The organism is Paraburkholderia sp. Clong3 (assembly GCF_050436485.1).
GTDB lineage: Bacteria > Pseudomonadota > Gammaproteobacteria > Burkholderiales > Burkholderiaceae > Paraburkholderia > Paraburkholderia tuberum.
The window spans coordinates 2629604-2643553 of sequence record NZ_JBNDMH010000003.1 but is presented as its reverse complement, the minus strand read 5'-3'; the positions used below and the strand labels follow the sequence as shown (position 1 = coordinate 2643553).

General features: G+C 63.2%; 13 protein-coding genes and 1 pseudogene. 9 read left to right on the top strand and 5 right to left on the bottom strand.

All coding sequences use genetic code 11. The annotated features are described in order from the left end of the window. Positions 1-47: 47 nt before the first annotated feature. Positions 48-500 (bottom strand): DUF3005 domain-containing protein, encoded by a 453-nt coding sequence (locus OKW30_RS35485; RefSeq protein WP_184024819.1) that lies wholly within the window; start codon positions 498-500, stop codon positions 48-50. 329 nt (positions 501-829) lie between these two features. Between OKW30_RS35485 and OKW30_RS35480 the strand changes: the two genes are divergently transcribed. Together OKW30_RS35480 and epsC are read left to right on the top strand one after the other, a co-directional pair. Continuing rightward, entirely contained in the window at positions 830-1063 is a 234-nt protein-coding gene (locus tag OKW30_RS35480; RefSeq protein WP_013092363.1) for a hypothetical protein, read from the top strand. A 147-nt stretch (positions 1064-1210) separates the two neighbouring features. Further along, the gene (gene epsC / locus OKW30_RS35475) at positions 1211-2137 is read left to right on the top strand and encodes a serine O-acetyltransferase EpsC (protein WP_090807303.1); all 927 of its coding nucleotides are present in this window, start codon (positions 1211-1213) and stop codon (positions 2135-2137) included. 52 nt (positions 2138-2189) lie between these two features. On the opposite strand, the gene OKW30_RS35470 is transcribed toward epsC, so the two are convergent. Both OKW30_RS35470 and OKW30_RS35465 read right to left on the bottom strand, forming a co-directional pair. After that, positions 2190-2702, bottom strand: a complete 513-nt coding sequence (locus tag OKW30_RS35470) for a metal-dependent hydrolase (protein WP_429348922.1) — start codon at positions 2700-2702, stop codon at positions 2190-2192. Positions 2703-2851: 149 nt separating this feature from the next. Next, entirely contained in the window at positions 2852-3361 is a 510-nt protein-coding gene (locus tag OKW30_RS35465) for a hypothetical protein (protein WP_187631299.1), read from the bottom strand. Between the two features lie 865 nt (positions 3362-4226). Here OKW30_RS35465 and OKW30_RS35460 point away from each other — a divergent pair. Next, entirely contained in the window at positions 4227-4748 is a 522-nt protein-coding gene (locus OKW30_RS35460) for a hypothetical protein (RefSeq protein WP_429348921.1), read from the top strand. Positions 4749-4924: 176 nt separating this feature from the next. Here the strand turns inward: OKW30_RS35460 and OKW30_RS35455 are convergent, their stop codons facing one another. Beyond that, positions 4925-5356, bottom strand: coding sequence for a hypothetical protein (locus tag OKW30_RS35455; RefSeq protein WP_184063297.1), 432 nt, complete (start codon positions 5354-5356; stop codon positions 4925-4927). A 240-nt stretch (positions 5357-5596) separates the two neighbouring features. Between OKW30_RS35455 and OKW30_RS35450 the strand changes: the two are divergent. From OKW30_RS35450 to ggt, 6 genes and pseudogenes are all read left to right on the top strand, one after another. After that, positions 5597-6300: pseudogene (locus OKW30_RS35450) on the top strand (CDP-alcohol phosphatidyltransferase family protein). Beyond that, positions 6297-7112 carry a HalD/BesD family halogenase gene (locus OKW30_RS35445; RefSeq protein WP_429348920.1) on the top strand — a complete coding sequence of 272 codons (816 nt, stop codon included), beginning with the start codon at positions 6297-6299 and terminating at the stop codon, positions 7110-7112. The pseudogene OKW30_RS35450 and the gene OKW30_RS35445 overlap by 4 nt, the downstream one beginning before the upstream one ends. Beyond that, a complete protein-coding gene (locus tag OKW30_RS35440) occupies positions 7109-8185 on the top strand; it encodes a lysylphosphatidylglycerol synthase domain-containing protein (protein ID WP_429348919.1) in 1077 nt (358 codons plus the stop codon). The genes OKW30_RS35445 and OKW30_RS35440 overlap by 4 nt, the downstream gene beginning before the upstream one ends. A 28-nt stretch (positions 8186-8213) precedes the next feature. Further along, a complete protein-coding gene (locus tag OKW30_RS35435) occupies positions 8214-8978 on the top strand; it encodes an NTP transferase domain-containing protein (RefSeq protein ID WP_429348918.1) in 765 nt (254 codons plus the stop codon). 139 nt (positions 8979-9117) lie between these two features. Further along, complete coding sequence (locus tag OKW30_RS35430; protein WP_187619625.1) at positions 9118-10521, top strand: MFS transporter; 1404 nt, start codon at positions 9118-9120, stop codon at positions 10519-10521. A gap of 35 nt (positions 10522-10556) precedes the next feature. Further along, positions 10557-12302: a gamma-glutamyltransferase gene (gene ggt, locus OKW30_RS35425; protein WP_429348917.1), complete on the top strand. Its 1746-nt coding sequence runs from the start codon at positions 10557-10559 to the stop codon at positions 12300-12302. A gap of 352 nt (positions 12303-12654) precedes the next feature. Here the strand turns inward: ggt and OKW30_RS35420 are convergent, their stop codons facing one another. Next, positions 12655-13809 (bottom strand): Fic family protein, encoded by a 1155-nt coding sequence (locus OKW30_RS35420; protein WP_260335514.1) that lies wholly within the window; start codon positions 13807-13809, stop codon positions 12655-12657. Positions 13810-13950 lie beyond the last annotated feature (141 nt).

Here is a 13950-nt window from a genome sequence, read left to right as displayed (position 1 = left end):
ACCCGGTAATTCAAACGCGCGCGTATAAAGGGATGATACGCGCGCGCCTATTTCACCCGATGTAATTCGATTACGCGCGCAGGCCGCAAATGATTGAGCGCATAGTGAATGCGGCCACGATCGTGGCGCTGTCCGACCGGACGCGGGTCGTCGTACTGATGGTCGGCCGAGTAGACGTCGAGCGGCTCGGCCATGCCCTTGTCGATCACCGAGTAGCCCGGCTCGAGCGCGAGCAGCAGGTGGTTGCCGCCGACCCTGCTGTCGAAGCCGGCCATGCCATCGAGCGACTCGGGCACGCTGTTGTCGAGCGTCGCATTGCTGGTCGTGACCGCGTCGGGCGAGATCGCGCCGTGGCCCGCCAGACGGGCCGCTTCGCGGTTCTTGCCGTCGGTGTCGACCGTGCTGTCGTGCGTGCGGTCGTTGTGCAGGTCCGTGCTTCGTGGGTCCTTCGGGTCCGGTTTCGTACCGGCGTTTTCGGGTTTGCTGATCGCGCTGTTCATCGTGCATTCTCCTGAAGCGGACATTCGAAGAAAAGAGCAAAAGCCGTTCCGACTGACACGGCGCCGCGGTGCGCGAGAGTCGCGATGCGTTGTCCGCCATCCTTCGATGCGAGTGGCGTTGCCTCGCGATTGAATGGCGATGACGTCCGCGATTCATTTGGTTTTTTTCAATGGACGCGTATTTTCTACAGAGTATGATCTTACTCCTGCGACCGACGCGCGGATAAATTGGCGGCATGCTCCGGCTGTTCCAGCATGGTCGGAAAAACTAACAAACAAATGGCCGCGCGACTGAGAAAATGTTACGGGGCTTCAGGGGCGGGTGACTCATGCACTTCGATGCTGCATTCACACATCGCGGCTATCTTTTGAATTGCGAACCGGCGCGCTCGGGCGACGGCTCCTGGCAACCGTATGTGGTGATCTCGCGCTCGAGCGACGGCGAACTGGTCGCTAACCGTTTCTTTCCCACGGAACTGCGCTTCTCCGACGAAGCCGCTGCCATCGCGCACGCGCGCGATTGGGCAGTGCGCTGGATCGACGCGAGCAGTCTGACTATCTGAAGTCAGGAAACGATGCGTGCGGGCCAGTGCACGTCGACGCAATGAATCCGAGCCGACCTGCGCGCTGCCGGGCGGGCACCGTTAAAACGCGGTAATCTCTGCTCGATAACCACTTCGAACCGTGCACGCCGCACGGCGCCGTCCCTTATGCCCAACGAGCCTTCCCATAACTGGGGCCTTGAACAGATCGTCGCCGACCTGCGCGCCTCGCGCGAGCAATTGCATCGCACGCGGCATCCGCTCGGCATTCGCGAATTGCCATCGCGCGAAGCGGTGGTCAATATCGTGGCCGGTCTGCGCGCCGCGATGTTTCCGACGCATTACGGCGCGCCCGATCTAACCGACGAAACGGTCGACTACTACGTCGGCCACACGCTCGAAAGCACGTTGCGGCTGCTCGCCGAACAGATTCGCCGCGCGCTGCGCTTCCTGCCCGAGTTCGGCGAGACGCCGGACGCCGAGTTGCGGGAGCGCGCGTTCGCGGTGGCGCGCGAGTTCGCGACGCAGCTGGCGGGCATACGCGCGCTGCTCGTCAGCGACATCCAGGCTGCGTACACCGGCGACCCCGCCGCGCAGCACATCACCGAAATCCTGCTGTGCTATCCGGGCGTGTGGGCGATGACGCATCATCGGCTCGCGCATGCGCTGCATCGGCTCGGCGTGCCGCTGCTCGCGCGCTTCATCAACGAGATCGCGCACTCGGCGACCGGCATCGACATTCACCCGGGCGCGACGATCGGGCCGAGCTTCTTCATCGATCACGGCACCGGCGTGGTGATCGGCGAGACAGCGATCATCGGCGAGCGCGTGCGCGTGTACCAGGCGGTCACGCTCGGCGCGAAGAGCTTCGCGGCCGATGAGGACGGCACGCTGATCAAGGGCAACGCCCGGCATCCGATCGTCGAGGACGATGTCGTGATCTACGCGGGCGCGACGATTCTCGGACGCGTGACGATCGGGCGCGGGTCGGTGATCGGCGGCAACGTGTGGCTCACGCATAGCGTGCCGCCGGGCAGCAGCGTATCGCAAGGCAAGGTCCGCGAAGGAGAGCGCACCGACAACGGACGGCAATGATGCACGGCTAGCCGCCGCGCCCGCACGCCGGGCCGATAGCATCGCGCTGCGCCTAGCCGATCGGCCAATGGCGCAACCACGGCAACGCATGCATGCCATGCAGCCACACATGCTCGCCGATAAACCACGCGGCCGCCCAGGACGCCGCGACGACGATCAGATCGCAGTGCCCGCTATTCCATAGATTCAACGAATGTCGCCCGGCGATCCACGGCACGCCGAGCGGATTCGGCCAGTCGGCGAGCAGATGCATCAGGCCGCCGCACGCGAAGCCGAACGCGGGCGCCGCGAAGATCGAATGTCCGAGCGTGTGATACGACACCGCGAGCAGCGCGAGCCAGCCGATGCCCCAATGCGTCAACGTGCGATGCGTGATCCACAGCCGCCGCGCGCGCGACCACCATGCGACTTCGAGCCAGTCCGGCGCGGTGCTGCCGGCCACGCCGGCGATGAAGCTCAGCAGCACGCCAGCATGAAACGGACTGCCGCCGCTGCGCGCGACGATCGCCGCCGCGATGATGCCGGCTGCGAAACCGGTCGCATGATGCGCTTTGCTGGATGCCATCGAAACTCGCGGCACACGTGCCGCGCGAAAAACAAAGGGCGGCTATGTTCGCAGATGGGCGCGTAAAAAAATAGCCGATGCGCGAGATAAAAATTCGCGCACCGGCCTTCCGTGCATGACGCGCACGGCGTTCAAGCGCGCCGCGCCGCTCAGGTCGCGCAGCGCGCGATATCGAAGCGCATCTCCTCTTCGGGCGGATCGTCGGGCGCATTGGCCGGATGCACGACCTTGATGACCGTGGTGCCGTTGAGCGGGGTCAGCGTGACGAAGTACGAGTTGTGCGAATCGGCACCGACCGCAAGTTCGGTCGCCGCGCCGGCGTGCGAGGTGCGCACGCGCGGCAGACGTTCTTCGAGGCAGGCGGCGATGGACGCAGGCGTGCGTGACGACGACACGTACACGAGCGGTGCGGACGCATCGCGCGCGGGGCCGCCCGATGAACCGCAAGCGGCGAGGGTGGCGGTGAGGGCGACAACTGGGGCAAGCAGGAGAAGTCTTTTCATGATCCGATCGTCGGCATTCCCGGTCATGCATGGGAAGGTGAGGCGCGGGCGAAGCGCGATGCGCTGACGTACAGCGCGATGCTTCGCGACGAAGCTGCCGTGCAGGCGGCGAGGTTTCGCGGCGTCGCACGGCGGCCGGGGCAGTATACCGAGCATGTGTCGACGTCGTCACTAGCGCGGCCATGCGTTTATTGGTCTGACGGCAAACCGTAAGGCCCATGAAAATACCCGAACGTGATCGTGTCGCGTGGGTTCGACCGCGCCACGCGGGGATGGCCGCGCGGCGCAATGCCTGCATGAAAAGCGTGGTGAGAAGCGCCGTCAGAAGCGATGCCGCAGACCGACTGCCGCGGCGACCTGGTTGCCGGTCGACGACGGCGCAAGCGTATTGATCGCCGCGACGTTCGCGCCGAATCGGCATTCGAGCGAAAGTTGCTGCTTGCGCGCCGGTGACTGTCGATTCGCAGCGAAGTGTAATTGCCGCTATGCGGATATTTAATTGCGCGCCTTACAACGGTCTATTTTCGAATCCGGGATTATGTGAATTAATCGCGTAAGTGCAGGTCTGCAAAAGGAAATTATTTTTAACGATGAATGGCGGGACGCGCTGTCAAGTCACGGGCTGTTGTCGGGCGGTAACGGCTCAAGGCCTCGCGGCGAGCACGAGGGGAAAGCGGACGAGGCCGTTTGCGCTGATTCCCACGGTTTTGCGCAATGCAGTCTTTCGAAGAAAGCCTGAAATCGATGGGGGATGCCACTTATAATTTTGATAGACCCCTTCGACCAAAGGGTGTCTTTTTCATTTTTACACGCGGCTTTCGGGCCGCGTTTTTTTATCTGACATTTAAAGCGGATTTATAAATCGTCGCGTAGGTAAATATAACTTTTTGCGCGTTGAGCGGCGGCGCCGTTCCGAACGCGCCTTGTCCGTTCGTCAGAGCAAGCAGGGCCAAGCGGCTGGGCAGGTAGAATCGCGGGTTCGAAATCTGTTTGTGCGCCCCGCGAAGTGAGTGAACCTGTGATGACCGACACGCCCTTTCCCTCGACCGACACGAATGCCGAGTTCCTCGGACCGGACGACAGCGTGCATGAAGACCGTCTGTGGCGCGACAACGGCTGGACCGCGCGCATCATCAAGAACGAAGACGACGAAGGCTGGGCCGTCGAAATGATCAAGGACGGCGAGGCGGAGCCTGCGCTCGTCGGACCGTGGACCATGGGCCGCAACAAGAAGGATCCGAAGCCGCTCGACGTACCGGCGTTCAACACGCTCGTGAAAACCGCGGCGGAAGTGCTGCGTCGTCACGAGCAGCAGCTGCGCGCGCAACTCCACAAGACGGTGCGCGTGCCGAGCGCGGACGGCAACGACGAACTCGACATCACGCTCGACATCGTTCCCGACGAAGACGAGCCGTACGCACTGTTGAGCGCGCTCGATATTTTCGGCGAGCAGATCGCGCAAGTGCAGGTTGCGCCGACGTTCAAGCTCAGCAAGGCGAGCGCCGCGGCGTGGGTGGCAAACGAGTTTCGTCGGCCGGGGTAAGTGGCGGTTGTAGGCGCGGTTGCGTCGTGATCGGATCCGCTGGTCGCTGACACTGCCGGCGATCATGGCGCAGCTGGCAGAGCGGCGCTGCTATGTCACTGGCCACTCGAACTGGCTCGTGGTCGAAGATATCGACGATCGTGGCGAAACGGTCGAATACGACGTCTCGCCAAACCCTAGCTGCGCTTGCAGAAAATCGCCGTGATGAGCGGCGCGACGTGATGCACGATCGCCGTGCTGCCGGCGTTTTCAAGCGCGCTTTTAACATTGTCGTCGCTGCCGAACACGACCGCGCCATACGCGGACTGGGCGACCGGTTCGCCGTCGCCGACCCGGAACATCGGGTCGTCCTTTTCGAAGCCTACCACCGCGAATACGCGGAAACCGAACGCGGTCAGATGCACATCGGGCATCGGCGAAAACGCGTTGATCGAGTTGCTTTCGACGTGACTTGGCTTCGGTTTGATCAGCTGCTGCTGCATCAGATCGGCAATGAACTGGTGGCCGCTCTCATTGCATGTCAGCGGCGCGTCGAGCTCCACGGCGAACGAGGAAAGGGGCAGCGCGGCGGCGGCGGCAAACAGCAGAGGGACAAGGAGACGGTTCATGAGCGTAGGCGGGCGTCAACAGTCGATGTCGTGGATTAGCAACCACTGCGCCATCCCCCGGAGGGCACGAGCGGTGCTGCACATCGAACAGATTCCGCGTGACTGGCACAACTGGATTCGCACTGTACAGCGATTCGGTGAATTCCGCTTTGTGACGGACACACGAACGGCATTTGCAAATTGCAGAGAAACGTATGACATAACAGCAAGCTTTCAGAATCCCGTATATATTTCCGCCTTATGACTTCGCAACCCCGACCTCCAATCAACGTTCCGCCGCCACGTACGTGGGACGCCCGGCTCGCCCGCCGGCTCGTGACACCGTTAGTCGACACCTGGGTCACCCCGAACCATTTGACCACGCTGCGCCTGCTGATCGGCGTCGCAGGCGCGCTGTGCCTTGCGCACGGGGGATTCGAGTGGGCCAATGCGGGCGCACTGCTGATCGTCCTGTCGAATTTCGTCGATCACACGGACGGCGAACTCGCGCGAGTGGGCGGCAAGTCGAGCCGCATCGGTCATTTTTACGACCTCGCCTGTGATGCGCTCGTGACCGTGATGCTGTTCGTCGGCATGGGTATCGGTGTCGGCGGCGCGCAGATCGACGCTTTGAAGCTCGCTCCCGGCGTGCTCGGCGCGGTGGCTGGTGTCGCGCGGTCGCCCTGATCTTCTTTTTGCGCATGCGGATCGAGGAAATGGTCGGCAAGGCCGGCACGAAGCAGGCGTCGATGGGGGGCTTCGAAACCGAGGACGTGCTGTACCTGCTGCCCATCGTCACGCTGACGAATGTCATCGCGCCGTTCGTGGTGGTCGCGTCGATCGGCGCGCCGCTGTTCGCCGTATGGGTGGTGATCGACTACTGGCGCGTCGCGCGCCGTAGCGCTCGTCCGACGGCCAAGGCCGCCAGCGCGTCTGAATCCCGTCAACAGTGGGCCAGCAAATGAATCTGCACGCCGAAGACGACGTGATCGCGCCCGTGTCGTCAGGCACGCCCGTGGCGGCGCTCACGCCCACGCCCGATGCCGACCGCGCGGTCGCGAGCCGTACCCGCACGTTCGACAACGCGCGTCTGCGTAAAGACTTCGCCGCGCAGGGCGCGTTTCTGTATCTGGACGAGTTCCTCGCGCCGGAAGTGACCGCGCAGCTGGTACACAGCGCGCGCGCGCTGCTCGACGAAGTGAACCGCAACTATCTGCCGGGTCACAAGCAGGGCGGCAGTGTCAGCCGCCATACGATCGACCGTCTCGCGCCGTTCATCGCCGAGCTGTATCGCTCGAAGGAGTTGATCGGCTGGCTCGAGCAGCTGAGCGGCGACCAGTTGCAGGTGTCGCCCGCCGACGATCCGCACGCCTACGCGCTCTACTACTACACGCGCCCCGGCGACCATATCGGCTGGCACTACGATACTTCGTATTACGACGGACGCCGCTACACGCTGCTGCTCGGCGTGATCGACGAATCGTCGTGCCGGCTCGACTACGAACTGCATACGCGCAATCCGGAGGTGCCGGACCAGCCGGGCTCGGTGCAGATTCCGCCGGGCGGCCTCGTGTTTTTCGATGGCGACAAGCTGCGTCATCGCATCACGCCGGCCGGGCCGAACGAGATGCGTGTGTCGCTGACGTTCGAATACGTCACCGATCCCAACATGCGGCCGTGGCGCCGCTTCGTTTCCAACATGAAGGACGCGATCGCGTACTTCGGTTTCCGCCAGGTGTTCCGTCAGATGGCCTCGCGCGGCAAGGACGCCGCGTGAGTCGGGCGGCCCTGCTTCTGCTGTCGATCGGCTCGGCGCTGTTCGTCGGCCTGCTCGCCTGGCAGGGCTTCGGCTCGGTGGCGTCGACCTTGCTCGCAGCCGGCTGGGGGCTCGCGGTCGTCGCCGCGTTCCACGTGGTGCCGCTCGTGCTCGATGCGGCTGCGATCGCCGTGCTGTTCAGGCGCGACCACCCTTCGCGTGACGGTGCGCATGAAGGTCCGGCAAGCGGTGCAACCAGCGGCGCGACGAGCGCGGCGCGAGCCGAACCCTCGCTGCGCGATGCGTTGTCCGCGCGCTGGATCGGCGAGTCGGTGAATAGCCTGCTGCCCGCTGGGCAGATCGGCGGCCCGGTGGTGATGGTGCGTCAACTGTCGCAGCGCGGCATGCTGCTGCGCGACGCGGCCGCCGCGATCACCGTCAGCACGACCTGGCAGGCGCTCGCGCAAATCGTGTTCGCGCTCGGTGGCCTCGCGATGTTCGGCGCGTACGCCGCGCACGGCACGCTGCACGACCTGCGCACCGCAACGCTGATTGCGACCGGCGTGCTCGGCGCGCTGATCGCCGCGTTCTACTTCGCGCAGCGGCGCGGTCTGTTCGGCCGGCTGCTGGGCGTGGTGTCGAAGGTGTTCGGCAAGCGCGACTGGTCGTCGCTGATGACGCGCGCGGAAGCCGTCGATGCCGCCGTGCAGTCGCTGTACCGCGAGCGCGGCCGGGTGGCGGCGAGCTTTGCGCTGAGCCTCGTGGGATGGCTCGTCGGCACGGCCGAGGTATGGCTCGCGCTGCGTTTTCTCGGTCATCCGGTCGGCTGGATCGACGCGCTGCTGCTGGAAAGCATCGGCCAGGCGATTCGCGGCGCGGCCTTCATGATTCCGGGCTCGCTCGGCGTGCAGGAGGGCGGCTATCTGCTGCTCGCGCCGCTGGTGGGTTTGCCGCCCGACGCGACGCTGGCGTTGTCGCTCGCCAAGCGTGCGCGTGAACTCCTGCTGGGCCTGCCGGGCCTGCTTGTATTGCACTTCAGCGAACGAAGCTGGCAACGACGGCGCGCTCCACGGCGCGTGCCGGTTGCCGATTGACCTCCGTACTTTTTTCAAAGGACCGCGCATGCGCGCAATCATTCTCGCAGCGGGCCTCGGCCTGCGTCTCCAGCAGCCGCCGCAAGCCCAGTTTCCGAAATGCCTGTTGCAGTTCGACGGCATGAGCCTGCTCGAACGGCATCTGCAGATGCTCAAAACCGCTGGCGTGACCGACGTCGTGCTGGCGCTCGGTTTCCAGCCGGAATCCGTGCAGGCGGAACTCGCGCGCATCGACTGGCCGCACGAGGTCGAGACCGTGCTCAATCCGCGCTTCGATCTTGGCAGCGTGCTGACCGTGCATACCGTTGCCGACGCGTTGACGCGCGGCGGCGACGTGCTGCTGATGGACGCCGACGTGCTGTACGACGAGCGCATCCTGAGCGCGCTGGTGGCGGGCGAGTCGGTCAACCGTCTGCTGATCGACCGCGATTTCGAAGCGGGCGACGAGCCCGTCAAGCTGTGCCTGAAGGACGGCGTGCCGGTCGAGTTGCGCAAGCAGCTCGCGGTCAATCTGGAGTACGACACGATCGGCGAGTCGGTCGGCTTCTTCCGCTTCCGCGAGGAAACCGCGCGACGCTTCACGCAGATCGTCGCGGGCTATATCGACAGCGGCCGCGCGAACATGCCGCACGAAGAGGCGGTGCGTGACCTGCTGCTCGAGCGCAGCCAGGTGTTCGACACGGCCGAGGTGAGCGGCGCGCCGTGGATCGAGATCGACTTTCCGAACGACGTCGCGCGCGCCGCCAACGAGATCCTGCCGCAGTTGCAGCCGCTCGTCAGCGCATCGCGCTGAGGCGTCCGTGCCGCGCGCGAAGATGCACGGCAGCGCGCGATGGCACACGGCAAAATCCCCTCGCGCGACAACATTTGTTGTCGCCGCGATGCCATAATCGACGCTTTCCATTGATGGCTGGCCGCCCGTCGCCATGACAATGCTGCTCGCTTTAGGCGCTTTCATCGTTCCGCTGATCGTCGCGTGCGCGATGTTCATGGAAAACGTGGACGGCACGGTCATCGTGACGTCGCTGCCGGTTCTGGCACGCGACCTCGGTCATGATCCGATCACGCTGAAGCTTGCGGTCACCGCGTATGTGATCGGCCTTGGCGTCTTTATCCCGATCTGCGGCTGGGTCGCCGACCGCTTCGGTTCGCGCACCGTGTTCCGCACCGCGATCGGCATCTTCATGGCGGGCTCGCTGCTGTGCGCGGCCTCCACTTCGCTCGTTACCTTCGTGCTCGCGCGCTTCGTGCAGGGCATCGGCGGCGCGCTGATGGTGCCGGTGGGCCGCATCATCATCTTCCGGTCGCTGCCGAAGTCGGAGTTCATTCGCGCGATGAACTATCTGACGGTGCCGGCGTTGCTCGGTCCGGTGGTCGGGCCGCCGCTCGGCGGCTTTATCACGACCTATCTGCACTGGCGTCTGATCTTCGTGATCAACGTGCCGATCGGCCTGCTCGGCATCTGGCTCACCAACAAGTACATCGCCAATACGCGCGAGCCGCATCCGGGCCGGCTTGACTGGCTCGGCTTCGTGCTGTCGGCTAGCGGGGCTTCGCTGTTCATGCTCGGGCTCTCGCTGGTCGGCGGCGAACTGGTGTCGACGGGACAATCGGTCGGCATGTGCGTGACCGGCATCGTGTTGCTGCTGCTTTATGTGCTGTACGCGAGCCGCGTCGCGCTGCCGGTGCTCGATCTGCGTTTGCTGCGCATTCCAAGTTTTCATGCGAGCGTGATCGGCGGTTCGCTGTTTCGGATCGGTCTTGGCGCCGTGCCGTTCCTGTTGCCGCTCGCGTTGCAGGAAGGGCTCGGCATGACCGCGTTCAGAGCCGGCGCGATCACGTGCGCATCCGCGTTCGGTTCGATTTTCATGAAGACGGTGGCGTCGCGCATTCTCGAACGCTTCGGCTTTCGTACCGTGCTGATGGTCAACGCCGCGTGCGCGGGTCTCGCGATCGCCGTGTACGGGTTGTTCTTTCCCGGCACGCCGCATTGGGTGATCTGGTGCATCGTGCTGGTGGGCGGCTTCTTTCCTTCTCTGCAATTCACGTCGCTCAATACGCTGGCCTATGCGGATATTCCGGGCAGCGACGTCGGCCGCGCGACGAGTGTCGCGAGCGTCATCCAGCAGATGTCGCTCGGCCTCGGCGTGACGATCTCGGGCATCGTGCTGCAGATTTCGCATCGTGTGCAAGGGCATCCGAACATCGTGTTCTCCGATTTCTGGCCGGCGTTTCTCGTCGTCGGTCTGTTCTCGTGCCTGTCGATTCCGATTACGCGGCGGCTGCCGCGAGACGCGGGCGATGAGATCTCGCGCGGCCGTCGCGGGCGCGCGTAAGCCATCATGCGGATGTCGTCGTCGATGAGGAGGTCATGAACTTGTTTCGCAACGTCAAAGCTTCAACCAGTGCTTCGATCAGCGGTCTTGCCCTGATTGCAATCCTCTGCGTTTCAACCGGGTTTCTCGAGGCGGCGCCTGCTGTCGCGAAAGCGCCCGCGAAGACGCAACCGGCCGTGCTTGCCGGTTCGGCGATTGCGGTGCCGGACTCATACAGCGCCGATGCCGCCGAGCAGATCTTCAACGAAGGCGGCAATGCGGTCGATGCGGCCGCCGCGATCGCCTTCACCCTTGCGGTCACGTTCCCGGATGCGGGCAACATCGGCGGGGGCGGGTTCATGACGCTGTACGTCGACAACAAGCCGTATTTCCTCGACTATCGCGAGCGCGCGCCGCTCGCCGCGACGAAGAACATGTATCTCGACGACAAGGGCGAGATCATCAAAGGCATGAGCCTGGTCGGCTATCGCGCGGTGGGCGTGCCAGGCACCGTCGAGGGCATGTGGCAAGCGCAGCGCCGTTTCGGCAAGCTGAAATGGCAGCAGGTGCTCGCGCCGGCTATTCACTATGCGCGCGACGGCTTCATGGTCGCCCCGCAACTTCAGAAACTGCGCGACGATGCGGCAAAGAACTTCGCGGGCAAGACCAATTTCGACACCTACTTCGGCAATCTGAAGCAGGGTGTCATCTTCAGGCAGCCTGACCTTGCCGCGGTCCTGCAGCGTATTTCCGATCAGGGCCCGAAAGATTTCTACACGGGCAAGACTGCGGATCTGATCACCGCTTCGATGCGCGGCCACGGCCTGATTACGAAGGCCGATCTCGCGCAGTACAAGGCGGTTTGGCGCGAGCCGGTGCAGGCGAACTGGAACGGCTACCGCGTGATCACCGCGCCGCCGCCGAGTTCGGGCGGCGTCGGGCTCGTGCAACTGCTGAAGATGAAGGCCGATATCGCGCCCGAGTTCAAGAACGTGCCGCTCAATTCCGTGCAATACGTGCATCTGATCGCGGAGCTCGAGAAGCGCGTGTTCGCGGATCGCGCGCAGTACCTCGGCGACCCGGATTTCTACAAGGTGCCGGTCGCGCAACTGATCGACGACCCGTATCTGGCCAAGCGCGCGGCCGAGGTCGATCCGAATATGCTGTCGGACACGAAGAGCATTCAGCCGGGACTAGGGACCTCGATGCCGGAGAAGGCGGAGACCACGCATTTTTCGGTGGTCGACAAATGGGGCAACGCGGTGTCGAACACGTACACGCTGAACGGCGCGTTCGGCTCGGGCGTCGTGGTGGATCGGGCAGGCATCGCGCTGAACGACGAGATGGACGACTTCTCCGCGAAGCCGGGCGCCGCCAACATGTTCGATGTGGTCGGCAGCGACGTGAATGCGATCGAGCCGAAGAAGCGCCCGTTGTCGTCGATGGCGCCGACGATTCTGACGAAGGACGGCAAGGTCGCGCTCGTGATCGGCACGCCGGGCGGATCGCGGATCTTCACGACGATCTTCCAGGTGATCAACGACATCTACGACTTCGACATGCCGTTGCCGGATGCGCTCGCCGCGATGCGTTTCCATCACCAGCTATTGCCGCCGAATACGATCTATTCGGAGCCGTACAAGCCGATCGAGGGCGAACTCGCCCAGCAGCTCGAGGCGAAGGGCTACAAGCTGGAAGGGCAGGAATTCACCGGCGATGTTCAGGTGATCAGGATCGATGGGGACGAGCCGGAGGCGGCGGCCGATCCGCGCGGGCGAGGGGTGACGCGGGTGGTTCGGTAGGGAGGAGAGCCGGTTGCAGCCATTCTCTTCGACGATCAGCCTAGGGTCTGTTTACATATGGAACGCACGTGCGTTGCCGCGAGAAGGGCCGCTCGCAAGGATTGCGACGCCGCGAATACTCGACGTATTCGCAAGGAGCATGACGCAGCGAGCGGCCCTTCTCGCGGCAACCCCAGTTCTGAATTCCATTCCAGGGGAATGCCCGCTATCGGCCGCATGGCGGCGTCGTGCGTCGCTCACGTGGCGCGGCCACGCAGCGCTCCTTACTCCTTGCCCTGCGCCCCGAAGGAAGTCCCCTTGGGGGACGGCCGATAGCGGGCATTCGCACGTGCGTTCCATATGTAAACAGACCCTAGTCCTGATCGACTTCGGGCCATAGTCTCGGGAATAGAAATCGAAGACTTTTCAATGGGAGTCCGAACGAGAGATTGCCGCGATGGGAAGGCGAGTCGAGCAGTCCAATATCAAGTAGAGAGCGCGTAATCCGGCGAGCCAGAACATCAGTAACGCCAAGTATCTGATTGAATTCGGCGCGGCTGACTGCACGCCGCGTCGCCACAAACTCCATCGCCAGTGCCGAGGCCTCCGGTTTGATCACCGATTTTTCGGAGCCGATCATCCACGGATTCGAATCGAGGTAACGCAATAGATCGAGCAGGCGATCTGCAATGCCATCGAACTCGGTCATGCGAACCATAAAGCTGACCTGGTCCAGGCAGCAATCGAGAAAGAACCGCGCGAAACGCACCAGGCCTTCCTGGGATAGATTGCCTCGGCCATCGAGGTCATTGCGGCGCGTCTGGTCGGCTTCGCTCAATCTTGCGTAGTACAGCTCATGTTCGCGTGCGAGACCGCGAAGCGGAGACCATAGGCCATGCGTCAAGTCGGCCGATCGTAAAGCGAGATGTGAATGCAGACGTGCCACCCGGCCATTGCCGTCTGCGAACGGGTGAGTCCATGCCAACCGATGATGCGAGCAGGCGATGCCGATCAACTGATGGTCCTTGATCCGTAGGCGCGCATATCGCTTGGCCCATGCATCGAGCAATGGCGCGATCATTTCAGGTTCTGGCGCGAGATGCCGGCCCACGGTGACGTCCGATTTGCGAAGTTCGCCCGGCACGATTGGTTCGCCCTCGCTGGTAAATCTCTCAGCGACCGGTAAATAGGAAAAAAATCGCTCATGAATGGCCGTAAGTCGTGCGGGCTCGAACAGGGCGGGCGTCGCAAGCAAATCCCACTCTTCTTCGAGCGAGGATTCCGTTGCAATATGCGCCATCGCAAGGCGCTGCTTTTTGCGCTCGGCGACGTCAGCTGAATAGTCGCGCTTGAGAGCGGCCTCGATCCTGGCGGGCGTGGTGTGCTGGCCTTCGATCTTATTTGTGTAGTACGAATTCATCGCACGCAATTGCGGGACGAGCGCCGCGGCCAATGGCGTCCCGCTTACGGCAAGGAGCTTTTGCGATGAGTCGACGAGTTCGGTCGTGCGCTCGATCAGCGGATCCAATGCACGGTCCTCAGGAAACAAGGGTTCGAACGATACGACGGTCGTCATGGCGGATTGTAGGGTTTAATGTAGAGTTACATGTTGTTGATTATATCGTTCAATAAATTGATTTATAAGGATTTTAATTATTTCTTGTAGAGT

Coding starts and splice junctions, on each gene's coding strand:
- OKW30_RS35485 (WP_184024819.1), bottom strand. CDS start 500: ATGAACAGCGCGATCAGCAAACCCGAAAACGCCGGTACGAAACCGGAC.
- OKW30_RS35480 (WP_013092363.1), top strand. CDS start 830: ATGCACTTCGATGCTGCATTCACACATCGCGGCTATCTTTTGAATTGC.
- epsC (WP_090807303.1), top strand. CDS start 1,211: ATGCCCAACGAGCCTTCCCATAACTGGGGCCTTGAACAGATCGTCGCC.
- OKW30_RS35470 (WP_429348922.1), bottom strand. CDS start 2,702: ATGGCATCCAGCAAAGCGCATCATGCGACCGGTTTCGCAGCCGGCATC.
- OKW30_RS35465 (WP_187631299.1), bottom strand. CDS start 3,361: ATGCTCGGTATACTGCCCCGGCCGCCGTGCGACGCCGCGAAACCTCGC.
- OKW30_RS35460 (WP_429348921.1), top strand. CDS start 4,227: ATGACCGACACGCCCTTTCCCTCGACCGACACGAATGCCGAGTTCCTC.
- OKW30_RS35455 (WP_184063297.1), bottom strand. CDS start 5,356: ATGAACCGTCTCCTTGTCCCTCTGCTGTTTGCCGCCGCCGCCGCGCTG.
- OKW30_RS35445 (WP_429348920.1), top strand. CDS start 6,297: ATGAATCTGCACGCCGAAGACGACGTGATCGCGCCCGTGTCGTCAGGC.
- OKW30_RS35435 (WP_429348918.1), top strand. CDS start 8,214: ATGCGCGCAATCATTCTCGCAGCGGGCCTCGGCCTGCGTCTCCAGCAG.
- OKW30_RS35430 (WP_187619625.1), top strand. CDS start 9,118: ATGCTGCTCGCTTTAGGCGCTTTCATCGTTCCGCTGATCGTCGCGTGC.
- ggt (WP_429348917.1), top strand. CDS start 10,557: ATGAACTTGTTTCGCAACGTCAAAGCTTCAACCAGTGCTTCGATCAGC.